The sequence below is a fragment of the Actinacidiphila acididurans genome, assembly GCF_016918855.1.
Taxonomy (GTDB): domain Bacteria; phylum Actinomycetota; class Actinomycetes; order Streptomycetales; family Streptomycetaceae; genus Actinacidiphila; species Actinacidiphila acididurans.
In genome coordinates this window covers 298,647-315,166 of the sequence record NZ_JADKYB010000007.1, presented here as the reverse complement: position 1 = coordinate 315,166, position 16,520 = coordinate 298,647, and the positions used below count along the sequence as shown (strand labels likewise).

The following is a 16,520-nucleotide window of genomic DNA, read 5'->3' as shown; positions in this document are numbered from 1 at the left end:
GCTTTCCCAGGCATGCCGTTACGCCGTCGGCCGCCGGGCCAGGAAGACGAACTCCCGGCCCGGCCGGTCGGGGGCGTCGCGTACGTCCGTGAGCAGGTATCCGCACGCGGCCAGGTCCGCCTCGACCTCCTGCCGCTCCCGGAACCGCAGGGTGGACTCCGAGGTGAGCGCCTGCCCGTCGGCGGCGAACACGTACGTCCCGCGGAACGTCACCAGCGGACCGTCGACCTCGATCAGGTCCACCCAGCTCTCCACGGCGCCCACGCCCGGGATGTCGGTCACCTCACGGGTGGCGTCCCGATTCCACTCCTCCCAGGCGCGCCCGGCCGGGTCCCGGGTCTCGAACACCAGGTGTCCGCCGGGCCGCAGCGCCTCGTACGCGCCCCGCAGCGTCCCGGCCCAGGCCCTCGGCTCCGCGATGTGCTGGGCCACGTTCGCCGTCATGGTCACCAGGTCGGCCTGAAGCGGCGGCAGCGTGGTCCCGTCCCCGTGGATCCACCGCACCCGCTCGGCCCCCGGCTTGGCCCGCGCCACCTCGATCGACGCCTGCGCCGGGTCGATCCCGACGACCTCGGCCCCGCGGTCGGCCAGCATCAGCGCGAACACCCCGGTCCCGCACCCGATGTCCAGTACCCGCCGGGCCCCGACCTCCTCCGCGACCCGCACATACGCGTCGAGGTCGCTGCGGTCCGGATCGAGCGTGTCGTAGAGCGGGGCCAGCCGGGGGTGCCGAAATACTTCGTCAACCATGGGGCCAGGCTCTTACCCTGTGCGCGGAACCGCCAGCCCCCCGCCCGCCGTTGACCTCTCGGAGGAGGCCAGGTGAGGACACGGCAGAAAGACCGCGACATGCCCGGCCCGCAGGAGCCCTGGAACGAGATCCGGCCGGGGCTGTGGATGGGCGGACACTACTGGACCGACCGTACGGGTGAGCTCCAGCCCGCCGTGGTGGGCACCCGATTCGACCTGGTCATCAGCCTGTTCACGGCCCCCGGCCACGGCCCGCACCCCACGGTCGACCACCTGGTCGCCGAGATCCCGGACGGCCCGCTGACCGCCGCGCAGATCCGCTGCGTCCAGCAGGCTTCCGACGTCGCGACCCACGTCGTCCGCGCCGGCCGTACCGTCCTCGTCCGCTGCCACTCCGGCTACAACCGCTCCGGCCTGGTCGCCGCCCAGACCCTCATCGCCCTCGGCCACGACGCGCCCTCCGCCATCAGCCTGATCCGCGCCCGCCGCTCCCCCTGGGCCCTCAACAACGAGATCTTCGTCGACTACCTCACCACCGGCCTCGACATCGCCTACCTGCTCAGCGACCTGGACGCGCCGGCCTGAGCACGTCGTCTCAATGGGCGGGTCGGTCCAGGCTCTTGGGCCCGTACCGGGCTGCCGCCGCCCCCGTTGTCAGGGCCCAGTAGCGGTCACCGTACGACCAGTGCCACCACTCCGTCGGGTAATTGACCAGCCCGGCGGCCGTGAGTACACCCCCGAGGACGTCCCGTCGGGCGCGTGCCTCGGGGGTGATGGTGTCGGCCCCGGTGTAGCAGGCGCCCGCGCTCTCCTCCGGGGTCGCGTTCATACGGGTGCCCATGTCGAGCTCGTGTCCGTCGTCGTCGGCGAGCGTCAGATCGACGGCCGCTCCGGCGCTGTGCGGTGCGATCTCGGGCGGAGACACGTAGCGGCTGGCCGCCGACCGGATCTGTTCGGCGGTCCATTCCGGATGCTCGGCCCGCAGTTGGGCGGCGTACTCCTCGAAGTAGCGTCGTTGCAGGTCGGGCGGCCGATACCCCTCGACGTACAGCAGTCGCATGCCCGCCGGCAGCAGTTCCTGCGCCTCGACGATGCGCTCGAGCACCCTCTCCCGCAGGTGCGCGAAGGCGCCGGCCTCGTCGTGCCACTTCCGCTCGTCGACCAGCAACCGGCCGCCCTCCCGTACATCCACCAGCCGTTCACCGCATTCGTCGACCGGCACGGCGGCGACCTCGGGATCGGACATCAGGACGATCTCATTTCTCATGCGGCGATCATCGCGCTTGCCGGCTGGGCCTCGTGCGGGACCTCTGTGATCGGGCCGGCGCCGTGAGACGTGCCGTGATCGTGCCGGCGCCGTGAGAGGTGCCTCGATCGTGCGCGTCACCTCGCTGTCGGCGTCGACCTCGACGTAGAACCCGATGTCTTCCTTGTCCCAGTAGCACCGCATGCACGTCATCACGCGTCGACGATGGCCCGATTTCCCTGACGGGCACCCGTTCTCTGCACCGGTCGCTGCCCCGTTGTGCATCCCCGGATCCCGTACGGCCCCTACATGCTGAGGAAGCGCACGGCCGGCCGGGTGGGCGATGGGAGTGGTGCGGTGAAGGCCACTCCGGAGAAGTCGCCGCCTGACGGTGCCCGACAGCGGGCGTCCGCGCACGAGGTGTCGCCGTCGCCTGAACGGAGTACCCCGGCTGCCCGGGGCGCGCCCACACCGGTGCCGGGGGCGCGGGGGCTCAGCCGGCAGACCGTACAGCTCCTGCAGGGGACGGCGGGGAATACGGCCGTGTCGCGGCTGGTGGCGCAGCGGTACGTGCCTCCGGTGGCGCCGCCGGCTTTCCAGGCGCCCGGGATGCGCCGGGTGAACGCGGACATCGCCGCCAAGAAGCAGAAGCTGGCCCATCACCAGCCGGCGACTTCGGAGTCCAAGTCCGCGCAGGACTCGGCTGTCGCGCCGCCGGACGACCGGGAGGCGCAGGGCAAGGTCGCCAACTCGGCGAAGATGGACGCGGCCAAGCCCGGTGAGTTCGACAAGGCCGCCTTCATCGCGGCCGTCAACGACGCGATCGCCGCGCAGGCGCCCAAGAACCTCGACGAGGCCGACAAGTTCTCCTCCTCGGGCAAGGCCGAGAAGATCAAGGGCCAGGTCGACGGGAAGGTCACCGACGGCAAGCATGCCTCCGCCAAGGACATCGCGACCAGCACGGCCGCGCCGCCGGACACCTCCCAGGCCAAGGACAAGCAGGTCGTCCCGATGCGGCCGGATCAGCCGCCGGCCGACCCCGGCGCGCCGAACGCGGCCGACGCCGCCCCCGCGCCGCAGCCCGCCGCGGTCACCGACTTCTCCGACGGCCCGGCGAAGACCGACCAGCAGATGGCCGCCGCCGACGTCACCGAACCTCAGCTGGCCAGGAGCAACGAGCCGGACTTCACAGCCGCTCTGCAGGACAAGAAGCAGGCCGACCAGCACTCGGCGACCGCGCCTGGTCGGGCCCGGGGCGCGGAGAAGCAGCAGATCGCCGCCGCGAAGTCGGGCGCCGCGGCGTCGGGTGCGCAGGCTTTGGCGCATCTGACCGCGACCCGATCCGCCGCGGGGAAGGCGGTGGACGCCGGCAAGGGCGGGGCGAAGTCGAAGGACGAGCAGAAGCGGGCGGAGGTCACCGGCCGGCTGCAGAAGGTCTTCGACGCCACGAAGCAGGACGTGGAGTCGGTCCTGTCCGGGCTGGACGGCAAGGTCGACCAGCAGTTCACGGCCGGGGAGAAGGCCGCCCGGGACGCCTTCGAGGCCGACCAGAAGCGGCGGATGAAGGCGTACAAGGACAAGCGCTACGGCGGCATGTTCGGCGGGCTGAAGTGGGCGAAGGACAAGCTGCTGGGGATGCCGAAGGAGGCGGACGATCTCTTCCAGCTCTCCCGGCAGCTCTACGTGTCCCGGATGCAGCAGGTCATCTCCTCCATCGCCGACACCATCGGCACCGAACTCGGCCGGGCCAAGGCCCGCATCGCCAAAGGCCGCTCCGACCTGACGGCGGAGGTGAACAAGCTCCCCGCGGACCTGAAGACGTACGGGCAGCAGGCCGCGAAGGACTTCGCGGGCAAGTTCGACGATCTGGAATCGGAGGTGGACGAGAAGTCCAAGCAACTGGTCCAGGACCTGGCCACCAAGTACACGCAGGCTCTCAAAAGCGTGGACGAGGAGATCACGAAACTCCAGGAGGCCAACAAGGGCCTGGTTTCCAAGGCCGTGGGCGCCATCGCCGGGGTCATCAAGACCATCATCGAGCTGAAGAACATGCTGATGGGCGTCCTGGCCAAGGCGGCATCGGCCATCGCCAAGATCATCCAGGACCCGATCGGCTTCCTCGGCCACCTGGTCACCGCCGTCGGCGCCGGCCTCAAACTCTTCCTGGCCAACATCGCCGACCACCTCAAACAGGGCCTGGTCTCCTGGCTCCTGGGCACCGCCGTCAAAGCCGGCCTCGACCTGCCCTCCTCCTTCGACCTGCGCGGCATCATCCAGCTCCTGGCCTCCCTCCTCGGCCTGACCTGGGCCAACATCCGCGCCCGCATCACCAGCCGCGGCGTCCCCGACCAAGCCGTCACCGAGGCCGAGAAAACCGTCCCCATCGCCGCAAAGCTCGCCAAGGAAGGCCCCGCCGGCGCCGAAAAAGAAATCGTCGCCGAGGCAGGCGACCTCAAAGCCACCATCCTCGGCAAACTGACCGGCTACCTGATCCCCACCGTCATCATCGCCGGCATCACCTGGATCCTCTCCCTCCTCAACCCCGCCTCCGCCTTCGTCCGCGCCGTCAAAGCCATCATCGACATCGTCACCTTCGTCGTCACCCAAGGCGCCCAGGTCATCGAATTCGTCAACGCCGTCCTCGACGCCGTCATCGCCATAGCAAACGGCGGCACCGCCGGCGTCCCCAAACTCGTCGAAACCGCCCTGGCCGCCGCCATTCCCACCCTCCTCGGCCTCCTCGCCTCCCTCCTCGGCATAGAAAACCTCGCCAACAAGGTCAAATCCGTCTTCCACGCGGTGGCCCGCCCCGTCAACCGCGTCATCGACAAGATCGTCGGCTTCATCGTCAAAATCGGCAAAAAACTCTGGGCGAAGCTCAAAGGACGAGGCAAGGCCGACGGGATCGAGGGCCGGTCCGCCCTCGAAGAGAAGCAAGCCCGCCTCGACAAGGCCGTGGACGCAGCCGTCGCCCAGGTGAACGAACTCCCGGGTGACGCCGTGGAGAAGGAGGACATCAACCCCGTCCTCGACTCCGTACGGGAAAAGTATGGACTGACCCAGCTCTACACAGTACCCGACAACGGGAACTGGCTGATCGTCGGGAAGATCAACCCGAAGAAAGAAAAGCCATCCGGCAAGAAATCCAAGAAGGGCAATAAGAACTCGGACGAACTCATGAGGCTCGCCCAGTCAAAAAAGGGAGAATGCAAGGCTGTTGCGATCCTCCGTACTCAGGACGGCGGCTACTTCGTAGGCGCAAGCATGCAGAAGCGCCCGGCGAGCTCCCTCAACCCGGATGCACTCGCGGAGATCAGACGCCTGCGGCCGACCCACCATCTCGGCTGCGCCGAGATAGAGTGCATCAACGCCGCCTATGTGGCGAAGGCTGAGCAGGACAAGGAGAAGGCCGAGCGTAACCGGCGCAACAGAGTGTACGAGGACACCAAGAACGGCGACGAGAAGATCAATCCGGCCAGAAACGGAAGCATGGAGGCGACGAAGGCGGAGAATGACAACTGCGGAGACCCCTATCTGCCCTGCCCACTCTGCGGACCACTACTCTCCGCCATGGGGATAACTATCAGCAACCGCTGATCGCGACAGTTCAAAACTACGGAGCGCAGGGTGAAACTGCAGAAACTACTCAAACGGGTTCGCACATCAGACCGACGAAAGGCTATCTCCGCGCTGAGCGCGCTGGAAGAGAGAATCAGCCCTCAGGGCGTCGCTTTCATGGAAGAGGCAGTCACGGCGATCCCGGTACTGCTGGATACTGCCACACGCCCCGAAACGTCCATCAGGCCGGAGATTCTTGTTTATCTTGGCGACGCGTACGCATATACGCTGGGCACATGGCAGTTCCGATGTGAAGATGAGCCGGCCAGTCGCCATCACTTCACCAAGATGGTGTCGTGGGAGAAGTCCATCTCACAGAGCTACCGGGACTCCATCCCCTCGGTGTTAAACCTCCTCGGGGCCGACAACAGCGAAGCGGTGCGCAGCTCGGCTGCCTACCTGCTCTCACGGATCAAGGAGTCGGGCCCGGAGCTGATCCCCACGCTTCGACGGATGTATGACGAGCAGGTGGGTGAGCCCACGAAGATCGACATCATCGAAGCAGTGGCGCATCTCGCCATTACCCTCCGGCTGGGGAACGCATCCGACGTGCAGTGGCTTCGGGAGAGGCCGCACGAACTCTCCCCCGCGATCCGGTTGGGCGGGGCACTGAGTCTCATGGCACGGCAGGACGAAGACGAACGCAAGTCTCTGGAACGGATCGCCGTCGACGCCCGACCTGAGGGCGAGGCTGCGCTGCAGCAAGCCGCCTGGATGGCCAACAAATCCACCGGCTGGGCCCTCGAACGCATCGCCCGGTAGAGCGCGCCTGCCCTTCATGTCCGCGACTCTCAGAAGCCCGGCCGAACACGCGCCGGACAGCTTGAGCTGAGCCCTAAACATTCGCCGCGTAAGCGCAGGGTGGTGAATTTGGGTGCGCGGTGACGGTCGGTGACCACTACAGTCGTCGCGTGACGGAAGGTCAGGCCCGTGTTGGTGGTGGGTGCGTCAACTCAAGGGCCCGACCTGCGAGTCTCACGATCTCCGCATAAGTGCACCCCATACGCAGTCGGCGCTGAGATTATGCAGCGGAATCTGAGACCCTACAAAAGACAGCACGGGATCACGTCTGGGCCATGTCCACGAAGCGGCTGTAGTGGCCCTGGAAGGCGACGGTGATCGTGGCAGTGGGGCCGTTGCGGTGTTTGGCGACGATCAGGTCGGCCTCGCCGGCGCGGGGGGATTCCTTTTCGTAGGCGTCCTCGCGGTGGAGGAGGATGACGACGTCGGCGTCCTGTTCGATGGAGCCGGATTCGCGCAGGTCGGAGACCATGGGTTTCTTGTCGGTGCGCTGTTCGGGGCCGCGGTTGAGCTGGGAGAGGGCGATGACCGGGACTTCGAGTTCCTTGGCGAGGAGCTTGAGGTTGCGGGACATGTCGGAGACCTCCTGCTGGCGGCTCTCCGGGCGGCGGGAGCCGCCGGCCTGCATGAGCTGGAGGTAGTCGATGACGACGAGGCGCAGGTCGTTGCGCTGCTTGAGGCGGCGGCACTTGGCGCGGATCTCCATCATCGACAGGTTGGGGGAGTCGTCGATGTAGAGGGGCGCCTCGTTGACGTCGGCCATGCGGCGGGCGACCTTCGTCCAGTCGTCGTCGGTCATCGTGCCCGAACGCATGTGGTGCAGCGCCACCCGGGCCTCGGCGGACAGCAGCCGCATGGCGATCTCGTTGCGGCTCATCTCCAGCGAGAAGATGACGCTGGGCATCCGGTTGTGGATGGAGCAGGCACGCGCGAAATCCAGTGCGAGGGTGGACTTGCCCATCGCCGGGCGGGCGGCGACGACGATCATCTGGCCCGGGTGCAGGCCGTTGGTGAGGGAGTCCAGGTCGGCGAAGCCGGTGGGGACGCCGGACATCTGGCCGCTGCGCGAGCCGATCGCCTCGATCTCGTCGAGGGCGCCCTCCATGATGTCGCTGAGCGGCAGGTAGTCCTCGGAGGTGCGCTGCTCGGTGACCGCGTAGATCTCGGCCTGCGCGTTGTTGACGATGTCGTCCACGTCGCCGTCGGCCGCGTACCCCATCTGGGTGATTCGGGTGCCGGCCTCGACCAGGCGCCGCAGGACGGCGCGCTCGTGCACGATCTCGGCGTAGTACTCCGCGTTCGCCGCGGTGGGGACGGCGTTGACGAGCGTGTGGAGGTAGGGTGCGCCGCCGATGCGGGCGATCTCGCCACGCTTGGTGAGCTCGGCGGCGGTGGTGATGGGGTCCGCGGGCTCGCCGCGCGCGTACAGGTCGAGGATCGCGTTGAAGACGGTCTCGTGGGCCGGGCGGTAGAAGTCCTGGCCCTTGATCACCTCGACGACGTCGGCGATGGCGTCCTTGGACAGCAGCATGCCGCCGAGGACGGACTGCTCGGCGTCGATGTCCTGGGGCGGCACCCGTTCGAAGCCGCCCTCGGAGAAGCGGCCCTCGTCCCCGCCGGGGCCGTTGCCAGGCTTCTTGCGGAACTGGCTGACGGCCGCGGAACCGTCCGGTGGGAGGTCTCCCCACTGATCGCCGGCGGGCGTGGGTTGGCTCACCCCCGCACCTCCCCTCCCGTCCAGCCGTTTTCCGGCCGGATTCCGCGTGCGTGCCACTCTATTCACGGCACGGCTGTGTCCCTGCGCTCGCCCGGCGTTCGCTCGCGGCGCGTCGCGGACGCGTCCACGGCAGCCGGGGAGGCACCACGGTAGGGCCCCGGAGCACCGTGACCAACCTCGTTATCCACAGGGGGTGTGGACGACGGCGGGATACCTGTGGAGAACTGCCCCCAACCTGTGTACAGTCCTTGGGACAGCGCTGTGGACAAGTCGCAGCCGCTCCTGCCGCAGGGGCTCTGACCAGGCAGTTCTTCATCCATAGCCTGTGCAGGAGAAAAACTTCGCCCACCAGTTCAAGATCGCCACAAACAACGCGGAGGAGATCACTCTGCGCAGTCACCGGTAAGAGACACGGCACACTTCCACCACTTACCTGTGGACGATTACGCTGTGCTTGTGAACCCGGTCGCCAGCCCCTCCCCCCAGCCTGCCCAGCGTGGCTCCACACGCCTGCCGGCGCCCGTCCGCCGCCGCCACGACCGGGAGATCGTCGCCCTCGCGCTGCCGGCCTTCGGCGCCCTGGTAGCCGAACCACTGTTCGTGATGGTCGACAGCGCCGTCGTCGGCCACCTCGGCACCGCGCAGCTCGCCGGGCTCGGTGTGGCGGCCGCGCTGCTCACCACCGCCGTCAACATCTTCGTCTTCCTCGCCTACGCCACCACGGCCGCCGTCGCCCGCCGGATCGGCGCCGGCGACCCGCGCGCCGCTCTGCGCCAGGGCGTGGACGGCATCTGGCTCGCCCTGATCCTCGGCGCCGTGGTCCTGGCCGCCGTCCTGCCCACCGCGCCCGCCCTGGTACGGCTGTCCGGCGCATCCGGCACGGCCGCCCCGTACGCGGCCACGTACCTGCGGATCAGCGCGCTGGGCATCCCCGCGATGCTGGTCGTGCTCGCCGCCACCGGGGTGCTGCGCGGGCTGCAGAACACCCGCACGCCGCTGTACGTGGCCGTCGCCGGCTTCTCCGCCAACGCCGGGCTCAACACCGCCCTGGTGTACGGCGCCGGGCTCGGCATCGCCGGCTCCGCCTGGGGCACCGTCATGACGCAGAACGCGATGGCCGTCGCCTACCTGTGGGTGGTGGTACGCGGCGCCCGTACCCGCTTCCCCGCCGGCACCAAGGACGCGGACGGCACCAGCGGCACCGACGGCGGTGACTGGAAATCGCTGCTGCGGCCGGACGCCGCCGGGATACGCGCCTGCGCCCGCGCCGGTGCCCCGCTGCTGGTGCGCACGCTCAGCCTGCGGGCCAACCTGCTGATCGCCACCGCGGTGGCCGCCCGGCTCGGCGACACCGCGATCGCCGCCCATCAGATCACCCTGACCGTGTGGTCGCTGCTGGCCTTCGCGCTGGACGCGATCGCCATCGCGGGACAGGCCATCATCGGCCGCTACCTGGGCGCTGAGGACGCCGAGGGGGCGCGGGCCGCCTGCCGCCGGATGATCCAGTGGGGGGTGGCCTGCGGGGTCGTCCTGGGGCTGCTGGTGGCGTTGACGCGGCCGCTGATCGGGCCGATGTTCACCGGTGACCCGGCGGTGCGGGCCGCGCTGATGTCCGCGCTGCTGGTGGTCGCCGTGGGCCAGCCGGTCTCCGGCGTGGTCTTCGTCCTCGACGGCGTGCTGATGGGCGCGGGCGACGGGCCGTACCTGGCCTGGTCGATGCTGGTGACGCTGCTGGTCTTCGCGCCCGCCGCCATCGCGGTGCCGGCCGCCGGCGCGGGCCTGACCGCCCTGTGGTGGGCGATGACCCTGATGATGCTGACCCGGCTGGCCGCGCTGTGGCTGCGCGCCCGCTCCGGCCGATGGATCGTCACGGGCGCGGCCCGCTGAGGGCCGGGGCGGACAGCGAAAGGCCCGGTCTTCCCAGGAGAGACCGGGCCTTCGATGTTCCCGCGCCGAACCTCGGGACGATTCCACCCCGATGTTCCACGTGGAACATATGCCGCATCGCAGCGGCGGCGCCGCAATTACGCGGCCACGACCTCCAGGTCGAGGACAGCCGCGACCTCGGGGTGCAGACGCACGGTGATGCGGTGCGCGCCGAGCGTCTTGATCGGCGCGGCGACCTCGACCCGGCGCTTGTCGACCGCCGGGCCGCCCGCGTCCTTGATCGCCGCGGCGATATCGGCCGGGGTGATCGACCCGAAGAGGCGGCCGGTGTCGCCGGCGCGGGTGCTCAGCTTGACCTTGACGGTCTGGAGCTTCTCCTTGACCGCGTTGGCGTCCTCGAGCGAGTGGATCTCGCGGATCCGGCGGGCCCGCCGGATCTGCTCGACGTCCTTCTCGCCGCCCTTGGTCCACGCGATGGCGAAGCCACGCGGGATCAGGTAGTTGCGGGCGTACCCGGGCTTGACGTCGACGATGTCGCCGGCAGCGCCCAGACCGCTGACCTCGTTGGTGAGGATGATCTTCGACATGATTACGTCACCCTCCCTCAGCGAGCAGTCGAGGTGTAGGGCAGCAGCGCCATCTCACGGCTGTTCTTCACGGCCGTGGCGACGTCACGCTGGTGCTGAGTGCAGTTGCCCGTCACGCGGCGGGCACGGATCTTGCCGCGGTCGGAAATGAACTTCCGCAGCATGTTCGTGTCCTTGTAGTCCACGTACACGGTCTTGTCCTTGCAGAACGCGCAGACCTTCTTCTTCGGCTTGCGCGGAGGCGGCTTCGCCATGGTGATTCTCCTGTGCGATCAAGAAGTGGAGTGTGGGGTCGCCCGTCAGAAGGGCGGTTCGTCCGAGTAGCCGCCGCCGGAACCGGAGCCGCCGCCCCAGCCTCCGCCGCCGCCACCGCCCTGGCCACCGGCCGGTGCGCTGGTCGCCCACGGGTCGTCGGCGGGAGCACCGCCGCCGCCCTGCTGGCCCCAGCCGCCACCCTGACCGCCGCCGCCACCGCCGTAACCACCCTGCTGACCACCGCGGCCGCCGCCGCCACTGGTCTTGGTGATCTTGGCCGTGGCGCTGCGCAGGCTGGCGCCGACCTCGTCCACGTCGAGTTCGTAGACCGTCCGCTTGACGCCCTCACGGTCCTCGTACGACCGCTGCTTCAGCCGGCCCTGCACGATGACGCGCATGCCGCGCTGGAGCGACTCCGCGACGTTCTCTGCCGCCTGCCGCCAGACCGAGCAGGTCAGGAACAGGCTCTCGCCGTCCTTCCACTCATTGGTCTGCCGGTCGAAGGTGCGGGGGGTGGATGCGACGCGGAACTTGGCGACCGCCGCACCGGACGGGGTGAAGCGCAGCTCGGGGTCGTCGACGAGATTGCCGACGACCGTGATGACGGTCTCGCCTGCCATTGGGATGACCTCTCGACTGGCTGTGGGCAGTGCTGGTGGCTGCTGCTCGGACGTCCGGACTAGTGCAGTTCCGGACGCAGGACCTTGGTCCGCAGCACCGACTCGTTCAGGTTGAGCTGACGGTCCAGCTCCTTGACGACATCAGGCGTGGCCTTGAGGTCGACCACCGAGTAGATGCCCTCGGGCTTCTTGTTGATCTCGTAGGCGAGACGACGACGGCCCCAGGTGTCGACCTTCTCCACGCTGCCGCCGCCGTTGCGGACGACGGACAGGAAGGACTCGATCAGCGGGGAGACAGCGCGCTCCTCGAGATCGGGGTCGAGAATGAGCATGAGCTCGTAGTGACGCATAGGGGAACCCACCTCCTTTGGACTCAGCGGCCACGGCATTTCCGTGGCAGGAGGGTTTGTCTTGCGTCGCAACGGTAGCGCGGGCCACTGACAGCGCCTCGGCGCCCGGAAAGGGGCTCCGCGGGGAGGCTGTCGGCCGGCGCGTAGACCGGTGCAGACCGCCCAGCCTACCCGGCTCCGCCCTCCGGGTTGAAATCCGCCCCCTTATGCCCCCAATCTGTACACATCGGGTGTGTACGGCGTTACCGTGCGCCGCAGCTCCGTCACGGAGGTCCCCATGACACAGCACGCGGAACGAACCCACCACTTCACCTTCAACACCGACGGCCGCCCTCATCCCCTGGAGAACGGCCTGGTCGCCGTCACCTTCGCACTCGGCGTGATCGCGGTCGCCACCTGCGGCTTCCGGAGCCTGCACAGCCTCGCCGCCTGGACCGGGGTGGCCGGCCTGATCACCGGCGGCTGGGGCCAGTTCATCTCCGTCACCACAGCGGAACGTTTCGCGCTGATCATCGGGCTGGGCCTGGCCGGCCTCGGCTTCTACATCGGCATGGCGCACGGCGGATTCGTATAAGCCGCACGCCGCTGACCCCCGTTCCGGCGAGGTTGTCCACAGTTGTCCACAAGGGCTGGCCGGGCGGTATCCCCCGCACAGTAGGCTTCGGGCCAGTAATGAGCACCAGTGAAGCCCGCACGTCGTGACCATGGGGAGCGCCCCGCATGAGCCTGACCCTGAGGACCATCAGCCGGGAGCAGCACCTGGCCTACATCCAGAGTCTGCCGTCCGCGAGTCACTGCCAGACCCCGGCATGGGCCGATGTGAAGTCCGAGTGGCGCTCGGAGAGCCTGGGCTGGATCGACGACAAGACGGGCGCAGTCGTGGGTGCGGGCCTGGTGCTGTACCGCCAACTGCCGAAGGTCAAGCGGTACTTGGCGTACCTCCCGGAGGGTCCGGTCATCAACTGGTACGCGCCGAACCTGGAGGAATGGCTCCAGCCGATGCTCGCCCATCTGAAGAAGCAGGGCGCGTTCAGCGTCAAGATGGGCCCCCCGGTGATCATCCGGCGCTGGGACGCCAACGCGGTCAAGGCCGGCATCGCGGACCCCGATGTGAAGCGGCTGCGGGACGTGGAGGCCACCTTCATCGAGCCGCGCGCCTTCGAGGTGGCCGAGCGGCTGCGCCGGATGGGCTGGCAGCAGGGCGAGGACGGCGGCGCCGGCTTCGGTGACGTCCAGCCGAGGTACGTCTACCAGGTCCCGCTGGAGAACCGCTCGCTGGACGACATACTGAAGAACTTCAACCAGCTCTGGCGCCGCAACATCAAGCGCGCCGAGAAGGCCGGCGTGCAGGTCGTCCAAGGCGGCTACGACGACCTGCCGGTCTGGCAGCAGCTCTACGAGATCACCGCCGAGCGCGACCACTTCCGCCCGCGCCCGCTGTCGTACTTCCAGCGGATGTGGACCCGGCTCAACACCGAGGACCCCGGCCGGATGCGGCTGTACCTGGCGGTGCACGAGGGCGAGGCGGTGGCCGCGGCCACCATGCTCACCGTCGGCCGGCACGTCTGGTACTCCTACGGCGCCTCGGCCAACCACAAGCGCGAGGTGCGCCCGTCCAACGCCATGCAGTGGCGGATGCTGCGGGACGCGTACGCCATGGGCGCCGCCGTGTACGACCTGCGCGGCATCAGCGACTCGCTGGACGAGAAGGACCACCTGTTCGGCCTGATCCAGTTCAAGGTGGGCACCGGCGGCCAGGCTGCCGAATACTTGGGCGAGTGGGACTTCCCCCTCAACAAGCTGCTCCACAAGGCTCTCGACATCTACATGTCGCGCCGCTGACCGGCCGACTCGCCCCGGACCCGGCCGGGACACCCAACGCAGAAAGGTCCGCACCAGGCCATGGCGCTCACCCTGTACGTCGACACCGCTCGCTGGCGCGCCCACCAGCAGCACGTGCTCGACCAGTTCCCCGGCCTCGTCCCGGTCTGCAAGGGCAACGGCTACGGCTTCGGCCACGAGCGGCTGGCCGACGAGGCGACCCGGCTGCGCTCGGACATGCTCGCGGTGGGCACGACGTACGAGGCCGCCAGGATCAAGGACTTCTTCAGCGGTGACCTGCTGGTGCTGACGCCCTACCGGCTCGGCGAGGAGCCGGTGCCGCTGCCGGACCGGGCGATCCGCTCGGTGTCCTCGGTCGAGGGGGTGCGCGGGCTGGTCGGCGCCCGGGTGGTGGTCGAGGTGATGAGCAGCATGCGCCGGCACGGCGTCGCCGGGGACGACCTGGGCAAGCTGCACACCGCGATCGACGACGTACGCCTGGAGGGCTTCGCCATCCACCTGCCGCTGGACCGTGCCGACGGCAGTGACGCGGTGGAGGAGGTCTTCGCCTGGATGGAGAAGCTGCGCGCGGCCCGGCTGCCGCTGCACACCATGTTCGTCAGCCACCTGAAGGCGACCGAACTGGCCTCGCTCCAGAAGCAGTTCCCGCAGACCCGGTTCCGGGCCCGGATAGGGACCCAGTTGTGGCTGGGCGACCACGACGCGACGGAGTACCGCGGCGCGGTGCTCGACGTCACCCGCATCGCCAAGGGCGAGCGGTACGGCTACCGGCAGGAGAGGGCCGCGGCCGACGGCCACCTGGTGGTGGTCGCGGGCGGCACCTCGCACGGGGTGGGCCTGGAGGCGCCCAAGGCGCTGCACGGCCTGATGCCGCGGGCCAAGGGCGTCGCCCGGGCGAGCCTGGCGACCGTCAACCGCAACCTGTCCCCATTCGTGTGGGCCGGCAAGCAGCGCTGGTTCGCCGAGCCGCCGCACATGCAGGTGTCGATCCTGTTCCTGCCCGGCGACGTGGCCCCGCCCGCGGTCGGCGACGAACTGGTGGCCCATCTGCGGCACACCACCACCCAGTTCGACCGGACAGTGGACCGCCAGCCCGCCTGACGGCCCCTCCAGCCGAAGGTCACGGCACCCGCGTCACAGCCCGGCGTCGCACCGGCCCGGCGTCAGCGCATCCACCACGCCGGTCCGGCGTGCGTCACCACTCCCGCGTCGCCACTCCGGCGTCGCTGCCCGCACGTCACTGGCCCTGCGGCGCGCCCACCGGCTGCTCGTACGCCGCGGGCTGGTCGTCGCGCACCGCCGCCGCGCCCAGGACGAAGACGTCCTCGGCGCCGTCCAGCACGCCGCCGGCCGGGTCGTCCGAGCCGTCCTGCCGCAGCACGTCGTGCTCGGGCCGCAGGATGTCGCGTACCACCATCGCCGCCAGGTACAGGATGCCGACCAGGTGGACGCCGATCGCCAGGTGGTAGGCGTCCGCAGTCAGCCCGTGGTGCTTGGTGCCGGTGACGTACGCCAGCCGCATCCAGATGCCCAGGAAGTACAGCACCTCCGCGCCCTGCCAGATCAGCAGGTCGCGCCAGCGCGGCCGGGCCAGTACCGCCAGCGGCAGCAGCCACAGCACGTACTGCGGCGAGTAGACCTTGTTGCTGACCAGCAGCGCCGCCACCACCAGGAAGGCGAGCTGACCGATGCGCGGACGGCGGCGGGCGTACAGCGCCAGGGCCGCGATGCCGGCGCACAGCAGCAGCATGAGGGCGGTGGCGTACGACGTCACGCCGTTGAGCGGGTTGCCGCTGCGCTCCATGATGATCAGCCACAGCGAGCCGTAGTCGGTGGGCCGGCTGCGGCTGAAGGTGTAGAACTGCGCCCAGCCCTCCCGGGCGAACAGGATGACCGGCAGGTTGACCACCAGCCAGGCGCCCACCGCGCCGCCCAGCGTCAGCGCGAAGGCCCGCAGCTTCCCGGCGCGCAGGCACAGCAGGAACAGCGCGCCCAGCAGCAGCACCGGATACAGCTTGGCGGCGGTGGCCAGGCCGATGAGCACACCGGCCGCCACCGGACGGCTCTTCGCCCACAGCATCATGCCGGCGGCGGCCAGGGCGACCGCGAACAGGTCCCAGTTGATGGTCGCGGTCAGCGCCAGCGCGGGCGACAGCGCGATGAACAGCCCGTCCCAGGGCCGGCGCCGGTTGGTGCGCGCGACGAACACCGTCAGCGCGACGGCGCACGCCAGCAGCATCGCGGAGTTGACGATCCAGTAGATCTGCGCCCGGTGCTGCATGTCGCCGCCGTGCGGGGTCACCCAGGACGCCACCTCCATGAACAGCCCGGTGAGCACCGGGTACTCCAGGTAGTGGATGTCGGGCGCGCTGGAGATGCCGTCCGGGATGCGGTCGAAGTACGGCACCAGGTCGGTGGCGAAGCCGCGCTGGCTGTACAGGTGCGGGATGTCGGAGTAGCAGGCGTGGATGTACTGCGGGTCGCCGGGCTGGAACCAGCCGCTGGAGTAGCAGGACGCCTTCTGGGCCATGCCGAGCGCGAAGACCCCGATGAGGACCAGCACCATCACCCGCAGCGGGTTCCACCAGCGCCGGCCGCCGGTCAGCACCCGGCGGCCGGCCGGGCCGCCGATGAGCTCGCTGGCGGAGGCGGCCAGCGGGTCCTCGTCCGTGGGGCGCACGGGCAGCTCCCGCCGGTCCTCTGCTCCGCGCTGTCCGCGGTCGCGCACGCTCGTCATGGCGCCATCCTGCCGTACCGGGCTGTGCATGATTAAGTCCCCGGAGCCGTGGCTCCGGGGACTTCATCATTCGGGGTCCCGATCAGTCCCGGACTCGATCGGTCCGGGAC

The 16,520-nt window shown here is 69.2% G+C and carries 15 protein-coding genes; 7 read left to right on the top strand and 8 right to left on the bottom strand.

What is annotated here, in order from left to right:
- Positions 1-18: 18 nt before the first annotated feature.
- Positions 19-750 carry a class I SAM-dependent methyltransferase gene (locus ITX44_RS15745; RefSeq protein ID WP_205357834.1) on the bottom strand — a complete coding sequence of 244 codons (732 nt, stop codon included), beginning with the start codon at positions 748-750 and terminating at the stop codon, positions 19-21.
- Positions 751-822: 72 nt separating this feature from the next.
- Here ITX44_RS15745 and ITX44_RS15740 point away from each other — a divergent pair, with 72 nt between their 5' ends.
- Positions 823-1,335 (top strand): protein-tyrosine phosphatase family protein, encoded by a 513-nt coding sequence (locus tag ITX44_RS15740; RefSeq protein ID WP_205357833.1) that lies wholly within the window; start codon positions 823-825, stop codon positions 1,333-1,335.
- 10 nt (positions 1,336-1,345) lie between these two features.
- On the opposite strand, the gene ITX44_RS15735 is transcribed toward ITX44_RS15740, so the two are convergent.
- Complete coding sequence (locus tag ITX44_RS15735) at positions 1,346-2,017, bottom strand: M15 family metallopeptidase (RefSeq protein ID WP_236060641.1); 672 nt, start codon at positions 2,015-2,017, stop codon at positions 1,346-1,348.
- 522 nt (positions 2,018-2,539) lie between these two features.
- Here ITX44_RS15735 and ITX44_RS15730 point away from each other — a divergent pair.
- The gene (locus tag ITX44_RS15730) at positions 2,540-5,593 is read left to right on the top strand and encodes a phage tail family protein (protein ID WP_307795285.1); all 3,054 of its coding nucleotides are present in this window, start codon (positions 2,540-2,542) and stop codon (positions 5,591-5,593) included.
- Between the two features lie 30 nt (positions 5,594-5,623).
- Positions 5,624-6,376, top strand: coding sequence for a hypothetical protein (locus tag ITX44_RS15725; RefSeq protein ID WP_205357832.1), 753 nt, complete (start codon positions 5,624-5,626; stop codon positions 6,374-6,376).
- Positions 6,377-6,677: 301 nt separating this feature from the next.
- Here ITX44_RS15725 and dnaB read toward each other — a convergent pair whose 3' ends face one another.
- Complete coding sequence (dnaB, locus tag ITX44_RS15720; RefSeq protein ID WP_205357831.1) at positions 6,678-8,132, bottom strand: replicative DNA helicase; 1,455 nt, start codon at positions 8,130-8,132, stop codon at positions 6,678-6,680.
- A 456-nt stretch (positions 8,133-8,588) separates the two neighbouring features.
- Here dnaB and ITX44_RS15715 point away from each other — a divergent pair, with 456 nt between their 5' ends.
- Positions 8,589-10,019 (top strand): MATE family efflux transporter, encoded by a 1,431-nt coding sequence (locus ITX44_RS15715; protein WP_372440923.1) that lies wholly within the window; start codon positions 8,589-8,591, stop codon positions 10,017-10,019.
- A gap of 137 nt (positions 10,020-10,156) precedes the next feature.
- On the opposite strand, the gene rplI is transcribed toward ITX44_RS15715, so the two are convergent.
- Genes rplI through rpsF form a run of 4 tightly spaced genes read right to left on the bottom strand, consistent with a single transcriptional unit; the run spans position 10,157 to position 11,831 of the window.
- On the bottom strand, positions 10,157-10,606 hold the full coding sequence (rplI, locus tag ITX44_RS15710; RefSeq protein WP_205357830.1) for a 50S ribosomal protein L9: 450 nt from the start codon (positions 10,604-10,606) through the stop codon (positions 10,157-10,159).
- Positions 10,607-10,623: 17 nt separating this feature from the next.
- Positions 10,624-10,860: a 30S ribosomal protein S18 gene (gene rpsR, locus ITX44_RS15705; protein WP_031512678.1), complete on the bottom strand. Its 237-nt coding sequence runs from the start codon at positions 10,858-10,860 to the stop codon at positions 10,624-10,626.
- 45 nt (positions 10,861-10,905) lie between these two features.
- The gene (locus ITX44_RS15700; RefSeq protein ID WP_205357829.1) at positions 10,906-11,481 is read right to left on the bottom strand and encodes a single-stranded DNA-binding protein; all 576 of its coding nucleotides are present in this window, start codon (positions 11,479-11,481) and stop codon (positions 10,906-10,908) included.
- Between the two features lie 59 nt (positions 11,482-11,540).
- Positions 11,541-11,831, bottom strand: coding sequence for a 30S ribosomal protein S6 (rpsF, locus tag ITX44_RS15695; protein WP_205357828.1), 291 nt, complete (start codon positions 11,829-11,831; stop codon positions 11,541-11,543).
- A gap of 277 nt (positions 11,832-12,108) precedes the next feature.
- Between rpsF and ITX44_RS15690 the strand changes: the two genes are divergently transcribed.
- The 3 genes from ITX44_RS15690 (at position 12,109) to ITX44_RS15680 (ending at position 14,774) form a co-directional block, all read left to right on the top strand.
- Complete coding sequence (locus ITX44_RS15690; RefSeq protein ID WP_205357827.1) at positions 12,109-12,405, top strand: hypothetical protein; 297 nt, start codon at positions 12,109-12,111, stop codon at positions 12,403-12,405.
- A gap of 146 nt (positions 12,406-12,551) precedes the next feature.
- Positions 12,552-13,673, top strand: a complete 1,122-nt coding sequence (locus ITX44_RS15685; RefSeq protein ID WP_205357826.1) for a lipid II:glycine glycyltransferase FemX — start codon at positions 12,552-12,554, stop codon at positions 13,671-13,673.
- Between the two features lie 60 nt (positions 13,674-13,733).
- Positions 13,734-14,774, top strand: a complete 1,041-nt coding sequence (locus ITX44_RS15680; protein WP_205357825.1) for an alanine racemase — start codon at positions 13,734-13,736, stop codon at positions 14,772-14,774.
- Positions 14,775-14,910: 136 nt separating this feature from the next.
- Here the strand turns inward: ITX44_RS15680 and ITX44_RS15675 are convergent, their stop codons facing one another.
- The gene (locus ITX44_RS15675; RefSeq protein ID WP_205357824.1) at positions 14,911-16,410 is read right to left on the bottom strand and encodes a glycosyltransferase family 87 protein; all 1,500 of its coding nucleotides are present in this window, start codon (positions 16,408-16,410) and stop codon (positions 14,911-14,913) included.
- Positions 16,411-16,520 lie beyond the last annotated feature (110 nt).

Excerpts from the sequence above, each read along its gene's own strand:
- ITX44_RS15745 (WP_205357834.1), bottom strand. The coding sequence starts at position 750 with ATGGTTGACGAAGTATTTCGGCACCCCCGGCTGGCCCCGCTCTACGAC.
- ITX44_RS15735 (WP_236060641.1), bottom strand. The coding sequence starts at position 2,017 with ATGAGAAATGAGATCGTCCTGATGTCCGATCCCGAGGTCGCCGCCGTG.
- rplI (WP_205357830.1), bottom strand. The coding sequence starts at position 10,606 with ATGTCGAAGATCATCCTCACCAACGAGGTCAGCGGTCTGGGCGCTGCC.
- rpsR (WP_031512678.1), bottom strand. The coding sequence starts at position 10,860 with ATGGCGAAGCCGCCTCCGCGCAAGCCGAAGAAGAAGGTCTGCGCGTTC.
- ITX44_RS15700 (WP_205357829.1), bottom strand. The coding sequence starts at position 11,481 with ATGGCAGGCGAGACCGTCATCACGGTCGTCGGCAATCTCGTCGACGAC.
- rpsF (WP_205357828.1), bottom strand. The coding sequence starts at position 11,831 with ATGCGTCACTACGAGCTCATGCTCATTCTCGACCCCGATCTCGAGGAG.
- ITX44_RS15690 (WP_205357827.1), top strand. The coding sequence starts at position 12,109 with ATGACACAGCACGCGGAACGAACCCACCACTTCACCTTCAACACCGAC.
- ITX44_RS15685 (WP_205357826.1), top strand. The coding sequence starts at position 12,552 with ATGAGCCTGACCCTGAGGACCATCAGCCGGGAGCAGCACCTGGCCTAC.
- ITX44_RS15680 (WP_205357825.1), top strand. The coding sequence starts at position 13,734 with ATGGCGCTCACCCTGTACGTCGACACCGCTCGCTGGCGCGCCCACCAG.
- ITX44_RS15675 (WP_205357824.1), bottom strand. The coding sequence starts at position 16,410 with ATGACGAGCGTGCGCGACCGCGGACAGCGCGGAGCAGAGGACCGGCGG.